This is a genomic window from Kaustia mangrovi (assembly GCF_015482775.1).
In the GTDB taxonomy this organism is placed as follows: Bacteria; Pseudomonadota; Alphaproteobacteria; order Rhizobiales; family Im1; genus Kaustia; species Kaustia mangrovi.
The window spans coordinates 530,883-545,472 of sequence record NZ_CP058214.1 but is presented as its reverse complement, the minus strand read 5'-3'; the positions used below and the strand labels follow the sequence as shown (position 1 = coordinate 545,472).

At 67.1% G+C, this 14,590-nt stretch carries 10 protein-coding genes, 1 tRNA gene and 1 pseudogene; 7 read left to right on the top strand and 5 right to left on the bottom strand.

The window, feature by feature from the left end:
• Window positions 1-8: 8 nt before the first annotated feature.
• Window positions 9-344, bottom strand: a complete 336-nt coding sequence (gene fdxA, locus HW532_RS02555; protein ID WP_213162920.1) for a ferredoxin FdxA — start codon at window positions 342-344, stop codon at window positions 9-11.
• Window positions 345-521: 177 nt separating this feature from the next.
• On the opposite strand from fdxA, the gene HW532_RS02550 reads away from it, so the two are divergent.
• A complete protein-coding gene (locus HW532_RS02550) occupies window positions 522-1,700 on the top strand; it encodes an amidohydrolase family protein (protein WP_213162919.1) in 1,179 nt (392 codons plus the stop codon).
• A gap of 34 nt (window positions 1,701-1,734) precedes the next feature.
• Here HW532_RS02550 and HW532_RS02545 read toward each other — a convergent pair.
• Window positions 1,735-1,808 (bottom strand) — tRNA-Cys (locus HW532_RS02545).
• A gap of 165 nt (window positions 1,809-1,973) precedes the next feature.
• Here HW532_RS02545 and HW532_RS02540 point away from each other — a divergent pair.
• The 6 genes and pseudogenes from HW532_RS02540 to HW532_RS02515 all read left to right on the top strand — a co-directional run bounded on the left by HW532_RS02540 (window position 1,974) and on the right by HW532_RS02515 (window position 11,302).
• Window positions 1,974-2,651, top strand: a complete 678-nt coding sequence (locus HW532_RS02540) for a protein-L-isoaspartate O-methyltransferase family protein (RefSeq protein ID WP_213162918.1) — start codon at window positions 1,974-1,976, stop codon at window positions 2,649-2,651.
• Between the two features lie 304 nt (window positions 2,652-2,955).
• Window positions 2,956-4,374 (top strand): TolC family outer membrane protein, encoded by a 1,419-nt coding sequence (locus HW532_RS02535; RefSeq protein WP_213162917.1) that lies wholly within the window; start codon window positions 2,956-2,958, stop codon window positions 4,372-4,374.
• Between the two features lie 129 nt (window positions 4,375-4,503).
• Entirely contained in the window at window positions 4,504-5,295 is a 792-nt protein-coding gene (locus HW532_RS22325; RefSeq protein WP_281397149.1) for a PopZ family protein, read from the top strand.
• A gap of 176 nt (window positions 5,296-5,471) precedes the next feature.
• Window positions 5,472-8,178: pseudogene (locus tag HW532_RS02525) on the top strand (valine--tRNA ligase).
• Between the two features lie 501 nt (window positions 8,179-8,679).
• Window positions 8,680-10,404 (top strand): dihydroxy-acid dehydratase, encoded by a 1,725-nt coding sequence (gene ilvD / locus HW532_RS02520; RefSeq protein ID WP_213162916.1) that lies wholly within the window; start codon window positions 8,680-8,682, stop codon window positions 10,402-10,404.
• Window positions 10,382-11,302, top strand: a complete 921-nt coding sequence (locus tag HW532_RS02515; protein ID WP_213162915.1) for a tetratricopeptide repeat protein — start codon at window positions 10,382-10,384, stop codon at window positions 11,300-11,302. The genes ilvD and HW532_RS02515 overlap by 23 nt, the downstream gene beginning before the upstream one ends.
• A gap of 76 nt (window positions 11,303-11,378) precedes the next feature.
• On the opposite strand, the gene xth is transcribed toward HW532_RS02515, so the two are convergent.
• From xth to HW532_RS02500, 3 genes are all read right to left on the bottom strand, one after another.
• Window positions 11,379-12,161 carry an exodeoxyribonuclease III gene (xth, locus tag HW532_RS02510; RefSeq protein ID WP_213162914.1) on the bottom strand — a complete coding sequence of 261 codons (783 nt, stop codon included), beginning with the start codon at window positions 12,159-12,161 and terminating at the stop codon, window positions 11,379-11,381.
• 119 nt (window positions 12,162-12,280) lie between these two features.
• Entirely contained in the window at window positions 12,281-13,315 is a 1,035-nt protein-coding gene (locus HW532_RS02505) for an aldo/keto reductase (RefSeq protein ID WP_213162913.1), read from the bottom strand.
• A 39-nt stretch (window positions 13,316-13,354) separates the two neighbouring features.
• A complete protein-coding gene (locus HW532_RS02500) occupies window positions 13,355-14,539 on the bottom strand; it encodes an MFS transporter (RefSeq protein WP_213162912.1) in 1,185 nt (394 codons plus the stop codon).
• Window positions 14,540-14,590 lie beyond the last annotated feature (51 nt).

The window sequence follows — 14,590 nt, the reverse complement described above, 5'->3', positions numbered from 1 at the left end:
CGGCGCTCTCAGGCACCGGCACCGGGAGCCTCCGACAGCTGGGCGCGCTTGCCTTCGACGCCGTTCCAGCTTTCCGCGTCGGCCGGCGGCTCGCCCTGATCGGTGATGTTGGGCCATTGATCGGCGTATTTCGCGTTCAGTTCAAGCCATTCCTCGAGGCCCGGTTCGGTATCCGGCTTGATCGCGTCCGCCGGGCATTCCGGCTCGCACACCCCGCAATCGATGCATTCGTCCGGATGGATGACGAGCATATTCTCGCCTTCGTAGAAACAGTCAACCGGGCAGACCGACACGCAGTCCTGGAATTTGCACTTGATGCAGTTCTCGGTCACCACATAGGTCACGAGGTGTCTCCGATATTTGTTAGTACACAAATGAATATGCCGTCATGCCTCCATCCTGTCAATCGTGCGAGCCGCGTCGCGAGGCGGTTGGCGACGGCCTTTTTCATTTGTATGCTAACAAAGATGCAATCGGCGCCGCCCGGGGCGGCAGTCACTGGCTTTCATGGGAGATGAGACATGGCAGAAGAGGGGCGCAAGCTCGTCATCCGCAATATCGGCCTGATGCTGAGCGGCGCGTTGGAGGCGCCGATCCTCGATGCCGACTGCATCGTGGCGATCGACGGGCGGATTTCCGCGATCGGGCGGGAGGGCGAGCTCGATACCGATCGTGCCGACACTGTGATCGACGCCAAGGGCACGACCGTCGCGCCGGGGCTGATCGACAGCCATGTCCATCCCGTGATCGGCGATTACACGCCGCGCCAGCAGCAGCTCAACTGGATCGAGAGCTGCCTCCATGGCGGCGTCACGACCATGATCTCCGCCGGCGAGGTCCATCTGCCGGGCCGGCCGAAGGATATTGTGGGCCTGAAGGCGCTCGCCATCGCCTCGCAGCGCTGGTACGAGAATTTCCGCCCCTCCGGCGTCAAGATGATCGCCGGCGCGCCCGTCATCGAGGAGGGCATGGAGGAGGAGGACTTCAAGGAGCTCGCCTCCGCCGGGGTCAAGCTGCTGGGCGAGGTCGGCCTCGGCTCGGTGAAGGCCGGCGAGACGGCCCAGAAGATGGTCGCCTGGGCGCGCAAATACGGCATCCAGAGCACGATCCACACCGGCGGACCGTCCATTCCCGGCTCCGGCCTCATCGACAAGGATGTGGTGCTGGAGGCCGATGCCGACATTATCGGCCACATCAATGGTGGCCACACAGCACTGCCCGACGACCAGATCACCTGCCTGTGCGAGCAGTGCCGGCGCGGCATCGAGGTCGTCCATAACGGCAATGAGCGCGCGGCGCTTCTCGCGGTGCGCACCGCTCACGAGCTCAGCCAGGTCGAGCGTGTGATTCTCGGCACGGACGCGCCGGCGGGCTCCGGCGTCCAGCCGCTCGGCATATTGCGCATGGTCGCCATGCTCTCGAGCCTCGGCGACGTGCCGGCGGAGACCGCCTTCTGCTTCGCCACCGGCAACACGGCGCGCATGCGCGATCTCGATTGCGGACTGATCGAGGTCGGCCGGTCTGCCGATTTCGTCATCATGGACCGTGCCCAGCATGCACCGGGCAAGACCATCCTGGAGAGCGTGGAGCAGGGCAACCTGCCCGGCGTCGGCATGACCGTCATCGACGGCATCGTGCGCACGACGCGCTCGCGCAACACCCCGCCGGCGACGACGTTGCCGGACGTGGTCGAGGGGTAGCGCGCGACGGTTTGAAGAACAACAAGGGGAACGTTGGAGGCCTCGCCCGGAATCGAACCGGGGTAAACGGATTTGCAGTCCGCTGCGTAACCACTCCGCCACGAGGCCGTTAGCGCGGGAACATTTATCATGGACGAAGGCTTATGCAAGGCCTTTGTCCGGGGTGGGAGCCGCGCCGCCCCCGCCGGCGGGATTGGCTATTGGCGGGCGGCGGCCATTCGGGTATCAGTGGCGCCAGACCATCCTGCCACCAACCAGCGTGCCTTGAGAGCCATGACCGATTTCCAGACCGCACGGACCAATATGGTGGAATCGCAGATCCGGCCGAGCGGGATCACCGATCACCGGATCATCGCGGCCATGAGCGAGGTGCCGCGGGAGGCCTTCGTGCCCCGTGCGCGCCAGCAGCTCGCCTATATGGACGAGGACCTTCCGTTGACGGAGGCGGTGGACGGCGCGCCGCCGCGCTATCTCATGGAGCCCATGAGCTTCGCGCGGCTGCTCCAGCTCGCCGGGATCGACCAGGACGAACTGGTGCTCGATGTGGGATGCGCGCTCGGCTATTCGACCGCCGTCATCTCGCGTCTTGCCCAGTCGGTCGTCGCGCTCGAGGCGGACGGGGACCTGGCGGACCGCGCCGGCGAGCTTCTGGTCGAGCACGGCGTCATGAACGCCGCCGTCGTGACCGGCCCGCTGCGCGACGGGCACAAGGCGGAAGGCCCCTATGACGTGATCGTCGTGAACGGCGCGGTGCCGGAGATCCCGGCCGCCCTGTTCGATCAGTTGAAGGACAATGGCCGGCTGGTGGCGGTCGTTGAGCCGGAGAACGGCGTCGGCAAGACCACGCTGTTCACCCGTCACGGGACGGCCATAAGTTCGCGCCAGTCTTACGACGCGAATGTCCCGGCCTTGCCGGGTTTCGAGGTGGAACGCCCGCGTTTCGTTTTCTGAACGGTAATTTCGCTGTGCGAGAATAACGGTGCGGGGCATGGCGGTTGTTAAGGTTGGCGGCCGGCCGCATGGTGACAAGGCGGGCGGGAACGATTAGCTTAAGGCACGGCATCTGGCGCCATGGGGGCAGTGGCGTGCCGGTTTGATGTGAGTGGAGTTCGATATCGGGGTCGCTGCAGGAATGACGGAAGAGGCCGGCGGTCTTGCCGCTTGGGGTCTCGTTTGTCGTTTCGGACTATGCGGACTGCTCCGGTAGCACAAGCCAGTAGCGGCACTCTCAGGAAGCCGCGGGAGAGTACCGGGGATGATCAAGCTAGGGGTGACGGTCTTGCGCAGTAAGCGTCTCGCAATGGTGAAGGCCGCCTGTCTGCTGGGCGTCGGGGCTGCGGCAGTCGCGGCGATGACGGCGCGGGCGGACGCGGAAACGCTTCAGCAGGCCCTGATCAGCGCCTATGGCGGGAACCCGACGCTCAATGCCGACCGGGCGCGCCAGAGGGCGACGGACGAACAGGTGCCCCAGGCCCTGTCCGGCTGGCGCCCGACCGTGGAGGTGAACGGCAGCTACGGCTATACCGACACGGACACGACCACCGCGCTCGGCATGTCATCGAACGGAAGCACCGATCCCGGCAACTTTTCCATCACGCTGACACAGCCCCTGTTTCGCGGTTTCAAGACCGTCAACAGCACGCGCCAGGCGGAGGCGAATGTCGATGCCGGCCGCGAATCCCTGCGCGGCACCGAGCAGAACGTCCTGCTCAACGGCGTCGTCGCCTTCATGAACGTCATCCAGGACCGACAGATCGTCGATCTGCGGCGCAAGAACGTCGAGGTGCTGCGCGAGCAGCTGCGCGCGACCCAGGCCCGCTTCAATGTCGGCGAGGTGACGCGCACCGATGTGGCGCAGTCGCGCGCACGCCTGTCGGAAAGCCTGTCCGCCCTGTCTGTTGCGCAGGCCAATCTCGCGGCCTCCGTTGCGAATTATGTCCGCGTGATCGGCCATTCGCCGGATGGCCTCGTCTTCCCGAGCCTGCCCGAGCATCTGATCCCGAAGACGCTCAAATCGGCAATCGCGGCCGGCGACGCCAACAACCCGGATGTCGGCGTGGCCTCCTTCACCGAGGAGGCCTCGCGCTATGCGGTCGAGGTGGCGCGCGGCGACCTGCTGCCTCAGGTTTCGCTTCAGGCGGAGTACAGCTGGAGCCACGAGCCGAGCCTGAGCGTGGACAAGTCGGAGAGCACCTCCATCCTGGGCGCGGTGACCATGCCGCTATATCAGGGCGGGGCGGTCTACTCCCAGGTGCGCCAGGCCAAGCAGACGAACAGCCAGCGGCGCATCCAGATCCTCGAGGCGCGCCGGGCCGCGCGCGAGGCGGTGGTGCAGGCCTGGAACAATCTCGACGCGGCGCGCCAGACCATCGTGTCGACCACCGAGCAGGTCAGGGCCCAGGAGTTGGCCTATGAGGGCGTCAAGCAGGAGGCCGAGGTCGGAACCCGGACCACCCTCGACGTGCTGAATGCCGAGCAGGAGCTGGTCAATGCCCGCGTCTCCGTGGTCACGGCACGGCGCGACCGGATTGTCGCCGCCTATCAGCTCATCGCGGCCATGGGACGGCTCAATGTCCAGCAGCTCAGCCTGCCGGTCGCGCCCTATAATCCCGACGTGAACTACCAGAATGTCCGCTACAAGCTGTTCGGCACCGGGATCGGCGGGACGGAATAGCGGTTTTCCACGATTTTGCTACCCGGTTCCACCGCTGGATGTTTGCCCGCGCGGAGCGATTCGGCGATCCTTTTTCGTGCAAGAAGCTGATTCGCACAGGTCAGACGCGAGTAGAGGTCCCGCAAGATCATGAACAAGCCAGAACATCCGGCCGAGCCGAGCATGGAGGAGATTCTCGCATCCATCCGGCGCGCGATCGACGAGGACCAGAGGCTGGACGCGCGGCTGTCCAGGCCCGCCGCCGAACCGTCCGCGACGTCTGCGCCCGGGCCTGCCGCGGTGCCGGATGCGCAGGAGGCGCACCCCGAGGCCACCCCGCCCGGCGAACGGGTGCTTAGGCTGCGCCGTCCCTCCGACGGCGAGCCATGGGGGCAGGGCGCGGGCGAAGCACAGCCGGTTTCCGCGAGCCATTTCAGTGCAACTTTCCCCTCGACCGGCGAGGCCGGGCGGGAGGCGGAAGCCGCGCCCGGTCGCGAGACAGGCGCGCCGGCGCCCTACGGCACGCCGGCCAATGACAGCATGGCGACCGCTCCCTCGGCGATCGGGGACAAGGCGCCGGATGCCGCGGATCTGTCGGACGACGATGCGGCCGGCATGCCGGAGACTGCGGCACCGCCTGCCGAGACGGCAGCGGCGCCGGCCGACATGCGGGCCGAAGAGACTGAGACGGCGGAGACCGATACCATGAGCGTGCAGGACGAGCGGCTCATCGCCGCGGAAACCGAGTCGGCCGTCTGGGATGCGTTCGGCGAGCTGTCGGACCGCCTCGGCGACGAGATGCTGAGGGAGGAGGCGCGCACGCTGCTCCGTCCCATGCTCAAGGAGTGGCTCGACCATAACCTGCCCGGCCTTGTGGAAACGCTCGTACGCCAGGAGATCGAACGTATCTCCCAGCGTATCGCGGAGCGTCGGACCCGCTGAGCGAGGGGTGCCGGCGCCGGGCCTGTTGCGGGTCTTTCGCCGCGGACTGTTGAAACTCCCAGCCAAGTGCGGTTTAAAGCCGGCAGTCATGTGCCGGCCGAATGACTTGCGGTCGACGCAGAGGGCCTCCATTCGACACTTGCCGCGCCTGGCCGGCGAGACCGCGAGAGACGTGCATGCTCGAGAAGACTTTCAAGCCGCAGGATATCGAAGAACGCATCTATGACGACTGGGAGCGGTCCGGCGCATTCCGTGCCGGTCAGCGCCCGGATGCGGAGCCCTTCACCATCGTGATCCCGCCGCCCAATGTGACGGGCTCGCTGCATATGGGCCATGCACTCAACAACACGATCCAGGACATCCTCGTCCGGTTCGAGCGCATGCGCGGGCGCGACGTGCTGTGGCAGCCGGGCATGGACCATGCGGGCATCGCCACGCAGATGGTGGTCGAGCGCCAGCTCATGGAGCGCCAGGAACCCTCGCGCTGGGAGATGGGGCGCGAGGCCTTCATCGAGAAGGTCTGGGCGTGGAAGGAACAGTCGGGCGGGATGATCACCGGCCAGCTCCGCCGGCTCGGCGCGTCCTGTGACTGGAGCCGCGAGCGTTTCACCATGGACGAGGGCTGAGCCGTGCCGTGCTGGAGGTGTTCGTCACGCTCTACAGGCAGGGCCTCATCTACAAGGACAAGCGGCTCGTCAACTGGGATCCGAAATTCCGCACCGCGATCTCAGACCTCGAGGTGCTGCAGGTCGAGACGAAGGGCCATCTCTGGCATTTCAAATACCCGGTGAAGGACGAGCCCGGCCGGTTCATCACCGTGGCGACGACGCGGCCCGAAACCATGCTGGGCGACACCGCGGTCGCCGTGCATCCCGACGACGAGCGCTACACGGATCTGGTGGGCCGCACCGTCGTCCTGCCGCTGGTCGGCCGCGAGATTCCGATCGTTGCCGACGACTATGCCGATCCCGAGCAGGGCTCGGGTGCGGTGAAGATCACGCCGGCCCACGACTTCAACGATTTCGAGGTCGGCAAGCGCCACGGCCTGGCGATGATCAACGTTCTCGACGAGAACGCCTGTATCGCGGTGCGCGACAACAAGGACTTCCTGGCCGACATCGGGGATAGCGACGATCTGCAGGAGACACTCGCGCTCGACGGGCTCGACCGGTTCGAGGCGCGCAAGCGCGTGGTCGAGATGATGGAGGCGAGGGGCCTCCTGGCCGAGGTCGAGGAGCACGCCAACACGGTGCCCTATGGCGACCGCTCCAATGTGGTGATCGAGCCCTATCTCACCGAGCAGTGGTATGTCGATGCCGCGACGCTCGCCAAGCCCGCCATCCAGGCGGTGGAGAGCGGCGAGACCGGTTTCGTGCCGGAGAACTGGGCGAAGACCTATTACGAGTGGATGCGCAACATCCAGCCCTGGTGCATCTCCCGCCAGCTCTGGTGGGGCCACCAGATCCCGGCCTGGTACGGGCCGGATGGCGAGGTCTTCGTGGAGAAGACGGAGGAGGAGGCGCTGGCCGCGGCCGAGCGTCACTACGGCCGCCGCGTGGCGCTGGAGCGCGACGAGGATGTGCTCGACACCTGGTTCTCCTCCGCGCTCTGGCCGTTCTCCACGCTCGGCTGGCCGGACGAGACGCCGGAGCTTGAGCGCTATTACAAGACCGATGTGCTGGTCACCGGCTTCGACATCATCTTCTTCTGGGTCGCGCGCATGATGATGATGGGGCTGCACTTCATGAAGGAAGTGCCGTTCCACACCGTCTATATCCACGCCCTGGTCCGCGACGAGAAGGGCCAGAAGATGTCGAAGTCCAAGGGCAACGTCATGGATCCGCTGGAGCTGGTGGATGCCTATGGCGCGGACGCCCTGCGCTTCACGCTGGCTGCCATGGCCGCCCAGGGCCGCGATATCAAGATGTCGCGCCAGCGCGTGGAGGGTTACCGCAACTTCGCGACCAAGCTCTGGAACGCCGCGCGCTTCTGCGAGATGAACGAGTGCGTCCGGCAGGCGGATTTCGACCCCTCCGCGCTCGGCCAGACGATCAACAAATGGATCGTGGGCGAGGCCGAGCGCGCAGGCGAGACGGTGACGCAGGCCATCGAGCAATACCGGTTCAACGATGCCGCGGCCGCGCTCTACCGCTTCGTCTGGCACGTCTTCTGCGACTGGTATCTGGAGCTCATCAAGTCGCCGCTCAATGGCGAGGACGAGGCCGCCAAGGCGGAGACGCGCGCCACCGCGGCCTGGACGCTCGACCGGATCGTGACGCTGCTTCATCCCTTCATGCCCTTCATTACCGAGGAGCTGTGGGCGCGCACGGGCGAGCAGGGGCCGGAACGCGGCTCCCGGCTGATCCTCGCGGCCTGGCCGCAGGCGAGGGGCCTTGCCGACCGCCGGGCCGACGCCGAGATCGACTGGGTGGTCCGCTTCGTCTCCGAGGTGCGCTCGGTGCGCTCGGAGATGAACGTGCCGGCGGGGCGAAGATCCCGTGCCTCGTCACCGGCGCGTCGCAGGAGACCATGGCGCTGGTCGACGTCTGGCGCACGGAGATCTGCCGGCTCGCCCGGCTGGAGAGCCTCGATCTGGCGGACCGGATTCCGGCGGGTGCCGCCCAGATCGTCCTGGGCGAGGCGACCGTGGCGCTGCCGCTCGCCGATGTGGTGGATCTCGCCGCCGAGCGCGGGCGCCTGGAAAAGGAGCTCGGCAAGGTGGCCGACGAGATCGGCAAGCTCCAGTCGAAGCTCGCCAACGAGAACTTCATCTCGCGTGCGCCGGAGCACGTCGTGGAGGAGCAGCGCGAGCGCAAGGCCGATGCCGAGGCGACGCGCGCCAAGCTGGAGGCCGCGCTGGAGCGCCTGAAGGGCGTGGCGTGATGCCGCATCCCTCGGCGAGCCCTTGCGGCCGGACGGGTTGTTAACAAAGCTTCACAAAGCTTTGATCGTATTCGTCCTTAGACGCTATGGTTATCTGGCGGTCGTGTCCTGCCCATGCCGGGTGTTCGGGCAGGGGGCCGCGGAAGCCAGCGGATCGAGACGGCGTTCCGGTCTTGTGGAGACTGAAACGGCCGCCCGGGTTTCAGTGGCAGAATTGCCACATGGAACCTGAATCCATTCGCGCATCCTATTCTCCACGACGAAGCTCCTTTTTTCCGCCCAAAACCCCCTTAGCGTGCATCCGTATCAGGAGGAGGCGCTCTCTCGGCGTCTTCTCCGGGCCGCTGAGGCGGTTCGGTGAACGGTATGGCCGGAGTCGCGGCGCCCGGAATCCTGAGTGGTGGGTGATCGTCGCTTGTCTTGCCAGCAGTCCCGAGGGCGGAAGCCTTGAGTGCGCTGCCATTCACCCGGCATCGGAGGCGACGGCACAGAGGACGACAGATGGACGCCAAGACGTTCGACAAGGCGAAGCTCCCCAGCCGGCATGTGACGGAAGGCCCGCAGAGGGCGCCGCATCGCTCCTACTATTATGCGATGGGGCTCACGCGCGAGCAGATCCATCAGCCCTTCGTCGGCGTGGCGACCTGCTGGAACGAGGCGGCGCCCTGCAACATCACGCTGATGCGCCAGGCGCAGGCCGTGAAGCACGGCGTCGCGGCGGCGAGCGGCACGCCGCGCGAGTTCACCACCATTACCGTGACCGATGGCATCGCCATGGGCCATCAGGGCATGAAGTCGTCGCTGGTGTCGCGCGAGGTGATCGCCGATTCCGTCGAGCTCACCATGCGCGGCCATGCCTATGACGCGTTGGTCGGGCTTGCGGGCTGCGACAAGTCTCTCCCGGGCATGATGATGGCCATGTGCCGGCTGAACGTGCCCTCGATCTTCATCTATGGCGGCTCGATCCTGCCGGGCACCTTCCGCGGCCGGCAGGTCACGGTGCAGGACGTGTTCGAGGCGGTCGGGCGCCATTCCGTCGGCACCATGTCGGACAGCGATCTCGACGAGCTGGAACAGGTGGCCTGTCCGTCTGCGGGCGCGTGCGGCGCGCAGTTCACCGCCAACACCATGGCGACCGTGTCGGAGGCCATCGGCCTCGCCCTGCCATATTCGGCCGGGGCGCCGGCGCCCTACGAGTTCCGCGACAAGTTCTGCATGACCGCCGGCGAGCAGGTCATGGAGCTCATCGCCCGCAATATCCGCCCGCGCGATATCGTGACGCGCAAGGCGCTGGAGAACGCCGCAACCGTCGTTGCAGCCTCCGGCGGGTCGACCAATGCGGGCCTGCACCTGCCGGCAATCGCCCATGAATGCGGCATCTCCTTCACGCTCTTCGACGTCGCGGAGATCTTCAGGCGCACGCCCTATATCGCGGACCTGAAGCCGGGCGGGCGCTATGTCGCCAAGGACCTGTTCGAGGCCGGCGGCATTCCGCTGCTCATGAAGACGCTGCTCGATCACGGCTACCTGCATGGCGATTGCCTGACCGTGACCGGCCGCACGATCGCGGAGAACCTGGAGAGCGTGAGCTGGAACGCCGAGCAGGACGTGGTGCGCCCGGCCAGCGAGCCGATCACGCCGACCGGCGGCGTGGTGGGGCTGAAGGGCAATCTCGCGCCGGAAGGGGCCATCGTGAAGGTCGCGGGGCTTGCCAATCAGCGCTTCTCCGGCCCCGCGCGCTGCTTCGATAACGAGGAGCAGGCCTTCGCCGCGGTATCCAGGCGCGAATACGAGGAAGGCGAGGTGCTGGTCATCCGCTACGAGGGCCCGAAGGGCGGCCCCGGCATGCGCGAGATGCTGGCGACCACCGCCGCACTCTACGGCCAGGGCATGGGCGACAAGGTGGCGCTCATCACCGACGGGCGTTTCTCCGGTGCCACGCGGGGCTTCTGCATCGGCCATGTCGGGCCGGAGGCGGCGGTCGGCGGGCCCATCGCGCTTGTCGAGGATGGCGACACGATCACGATCGACGCGGTCGAGGGCACGCTCGAGATCGCGGTCTCCGACGAGGATATGGCGCGCCGCCGGGACCGCTGGGCGCCGCGCGAGACGGACTATCGCAGCGGTGCGATCTGGAAATATGCCCAGACGGTGGGATCGGCCTGTCATGGCGCGGTGACCCACCCTGGAGGAGAGGCTGAGCTTGTGTGTTTCGCCGACATATGAGGGCCGCGTCCTGACGCGCACCGCAGGCCGCAGGGCCTGCCTGGCGCTTGCCGGCGCCACGGTGCTGCTCGCCGGTCTCGCGGTTGGCGGACGGCCCGTGCCGGCGGACGAGTCGTCGGCGGGCTTTGCCGCTCAGTTCTATTCCTTCGTGCCCGCGCCCACGAAGCTCAAGACGCCGTCCATCGGCACGCCCGAATTGTGGGCGAGCGAGCGCGAGAAAGCACACAAGGCCTACAGCTCCGGCGATTTCGACGCCGCGCGCCAGCATCTGGAGCAGTCGGCGGAGGAGGGCGACCTCATCGCCTCCTGGTATCTCGGCAACATGTACCGGCTGGGCCAGGGCGTGGATGTCGACAATGCCACCGCGCTCGCCCATTACGAGACGGTCGCGGAGGCCTTCGCTCCCGACGAGCCGGACCGGCAGGTCTTCAACATCATGGTCGACTCGCTCGTGCGCGTCGCCGACTATTACCGCCTGGGCGATCCGGACGCGGGTATCGAGCAGCAGGGCAGGCGCGCCTTCGATATCTACAAGGTGGCCTCGACCTACGGCCATCCGGCCGCGCAATATGCGCTGGGGCTCATGTATTTCAACGGGACGGGCGTCACCCGGAACCGCGAGCAGGGCGTGCGCTGGCTGATCCTCGCCGCGCGCAAGCGCTATCCGCTGGCGGAGGCGAAGCTCGGCGACATGTACTGGACCGGCGATTATGTCCGCAAGGACCGGGTGCGCGGCCTCATGTGGTACATGCTCGCCCAGGAATCGGTGCGCCCGGAGGAGAACCCGGAGATCGTCGACCGGTTCGACATGCTGATGGGCGACGCCGACACCACCGTGCGCACCGCCGCGGAGAGCATGGCCTCGACCTGGTCGGCCAAGTTCCCGGTTCCGAAATAGCGGATCGACAGGCGTCTCGACCAAGGTCCCCGCTGCATCGCGCCGAACAGACCCGCCGGGACGGGCAATCCGCCTCTCACACAGCGAGATCGATGACCACGGGCACGTGGTCGGACGGGCGTTCCCAGGCGCGGGTGTGCTTGTCGACGCGGCAGCTCTTCAGGCGGTCGGCGGCCTGCGGCGAGAGCAGGAGGTGGTCGATGCGGATGCCGTTGTTCTTCTGCCACGCGCCGCCCTGATAGTCCCAGAAGGTGTAGGTCTCCGCCGCGTCGGTGCAGGCCCTGAGCGCATCCGTGAGGCCGAGATTGAGGAGGGAGCGGAACTTCCCCCGCGAATCCGGACGGAACAGCGCGTCGCCCTCCCAGGCCGCCGGGTCGTGGGCGTCCTCGGGCTCGGGGATGATGTTGTAGTCGCCGGCCATCACGAAGGCCTCCTCCAGCCGGAGCGTGGCCTCGGCATGGGCGTGCAGCCGGTCCATCCAGGCGAGCTTGTAGGTGAACTTCTCCGTGTCGGGCGGATTGCCGTTCGGCAGGTAGATCGAGGCGACGCGCACCGCGCCCTCGCCGGTGGAGATGACAGCCTCCAGATAGCGCGCCTGCTCGTCCGCATCGTCGCCCGGCAGCCGCGGCAGGACCTCGTCGAAGGGATGCTTGGAGAGCACCGCCACGCCGTTGAAGCCCTTCTGGCCGTGGGTGGCGACATTGTAGCCCAGATCCTCGATCGCGCCGCGCGGGAAGGCGGCGTCCTCCGACTTGATCTCCTGCAGGCAGCAGACGTCGGGCCCGGCGCTCCTAAGCCATTCGAGGAGATTGTCGAGGCGCGCCTTGACGCCGTTGATGTTCCAGGTGGCGATCTGCATGGGAGGACGGCCCCGATCTGTTCGCGGATGGTGTCTCGCTTATCGCATGGCGGCCGCGCCCTTGCAAAGGCGGGGACGGCGGTGGCGGATATTGTCCACCGCCGTCCCCGCATGCGGTGTCAGACCGGCTGCGGATTGAGCCGGGCAAAGCCCTCCTGGCGGACATAGGGGAAATAGGGGTAGGCCGGCATGACGGCGCTGGCCTCGTCGAGCCGGGCGACCTGCTCGTCCGTCAGCGACCAGCCGACCGCGCCGAGATTGTCCCTGAGCTGGGCCTCGTTGCGCGCGCCGACGATGACGGAGGAGACGGTGGGACGCTGCAGCAGCCAGTTGATGGCGATCTGCGGCACGCTCCGGCCGGTCTCCTGCGCGATCGCGTCGAGCACATCGACGATGCGGTAGAGGCGCTCCTCGTCGACGGGCGGCCCGAAGGAGGCCGTCTCGTGCAGCCGGCTGCCCTCCGGGATCGGCTGGCCGCGCCGGATCCTACCGGTGAGGCGGCCCCAGCCGAGCGGGCTCCAGACGAGCGCGCCGACGCCCTGGTCGAGGCCGAGCGGCATCAGCTCCCATTCGTAGTCGCGCCCGACGAGCGAATAATAGGCCTGGTGCGCCACATGGCGGGGATAGCCATGGCGGTCGGCGACGGCAAGCGCCTTCATGAGCTGCCAGCCGGAGAAGTTCGAGCAGCCGACATAGCGCACCTTGCCGGAGCGCACGAGCTCATCGAGCGTCGACATGACCTCCTCGAGCGGCGTGCCGGCATCGAAGGCGTGAAGCTGGAGGAGATCGATATGGTCGGTGCCGAGCCGCCTCAGCGCGTCCTCGCAGGCCCGGATGAGCCGATGCCTGGACGTGCCCGCATCGTTCGGCCCGTCGCCCATGGGAAGGGCCGTCTTGGTGGAGACGAGCACCCTGTCGCGCCGGCCCTTGATCGCGCCGCCGAGCACCTCCTCCGATGCCCCGTCGGAATAGACATCGGCGGTGTCGAACAGGGTGACGCCGGCCTCGAGGCAGATATCGACGAGGCGCGAGGCCTCCTTGAGATCGGTGGTGCCCCAATGGCCGAAGAGCGGCCCCTTGCCGGCGAATGTGCCGGCCCCGAAGCTCAGGGCGGGCACCTTGAGGCCGGATGCGCCGAGACGTCTGTAATCCATGGCAAAGTCTCCTTGGTGGTGGATGGGTGGGAGGAGTGCTCAGCAGCCGCCGGGCACGGCGTTGGCCATAGCCGCCCGGCGCCGGTCGAGGCGCACGCTCACGAGCGCGATGGCGAGGCCGGAAAGGGTGACGAGCGCGGCGACGAAGGGGATGGCGGCAAGCCCCGGCCCGTAATCGATGGTCGCGCCACCGAGCCAGGCGCCGAGCGCGTTGCCGAGATTGAAGGCCGCGATATTGAGGCTCGAGGCGAGGTTCTGGCCGGCGCCCTCCGCCTTCTCCAGAACGCGCATCTGCAACGGCGCGACGGTCGCGAAGGAGGCCGCGCCGAGCAGGCCGACAAAGGCGACCGCCGCGATCCTGTCATGGGCGGCGATCCCCATTCCCGCCAGCACGACGGTGAGCAGCACGAGCGTGCCGAGCACGGCCAGGGCGACATTGCGGTCGGCGAGGCGCCCGCCGGCGATATTGCCGAAGGCGAGCCCGCCCCCGAAGGCCAGGAGGATCGGAGAGACCGCCCCCACGGAATAGCCGGACAGCCCGGTGAGGATCGGCTGGATATAGGTGAACACCGTGAAGACACCGGCAAAGCCGAGCACGGTCATGGCGAGCCCCAGAAGCACCTGCGGGCGTGCGAGGACGGCGAGTTCCTCCCTGAACGGAATCTGTTCCGCCGCCTTCTTCACGCTCGGCACGAAGATCGCGAGCACGACGACCGCCGCGACGCCGATGGCCGAGACCGCCCAGAATGTGGTTCGCCAGCCGAAGGCGAGGCCGAGCCAGGCGCCGAAGGGCACGCCGAGAAGGGTGGCGACGGTGAGCCCGGTGAACATGAGGGCGATGGCGGAGGCCCGCCGTTCCGGCGCGACGAGCCGCGTGGCGACCACGGAGCCCACGCCGAAGAAGGTGCCATGGGCGAGCGAGGTGATCACGCGGCCGATCATGAGGGCGGTATAGCTCGGTGCGAGCGCGCAGGCCGCGTTGCCGAGGATGAAGATGAGCATGAGGGCGATCAGCACGGTCTTGCGCGGCAGGTTGCGCGTCGCGACCGTGAGGACCGGCGCGCCGACGAAGACGCCGAGCGCGTAACCGGAGATCAGGAGGCCCGCTGTCGCGACGGAAACGCCGAGATCGGCGGAGACCTGCAGCAGGAGCCCCATGATGACGAATTCGGTGGTGCCGATTCCGAAGGCACCCATGGTCAGGGCATAGACGGCGATAGGCATCGGACGGCTCTCCAGAACGGGGAGGGGATGGATGAGACGTCCAAGATGGAG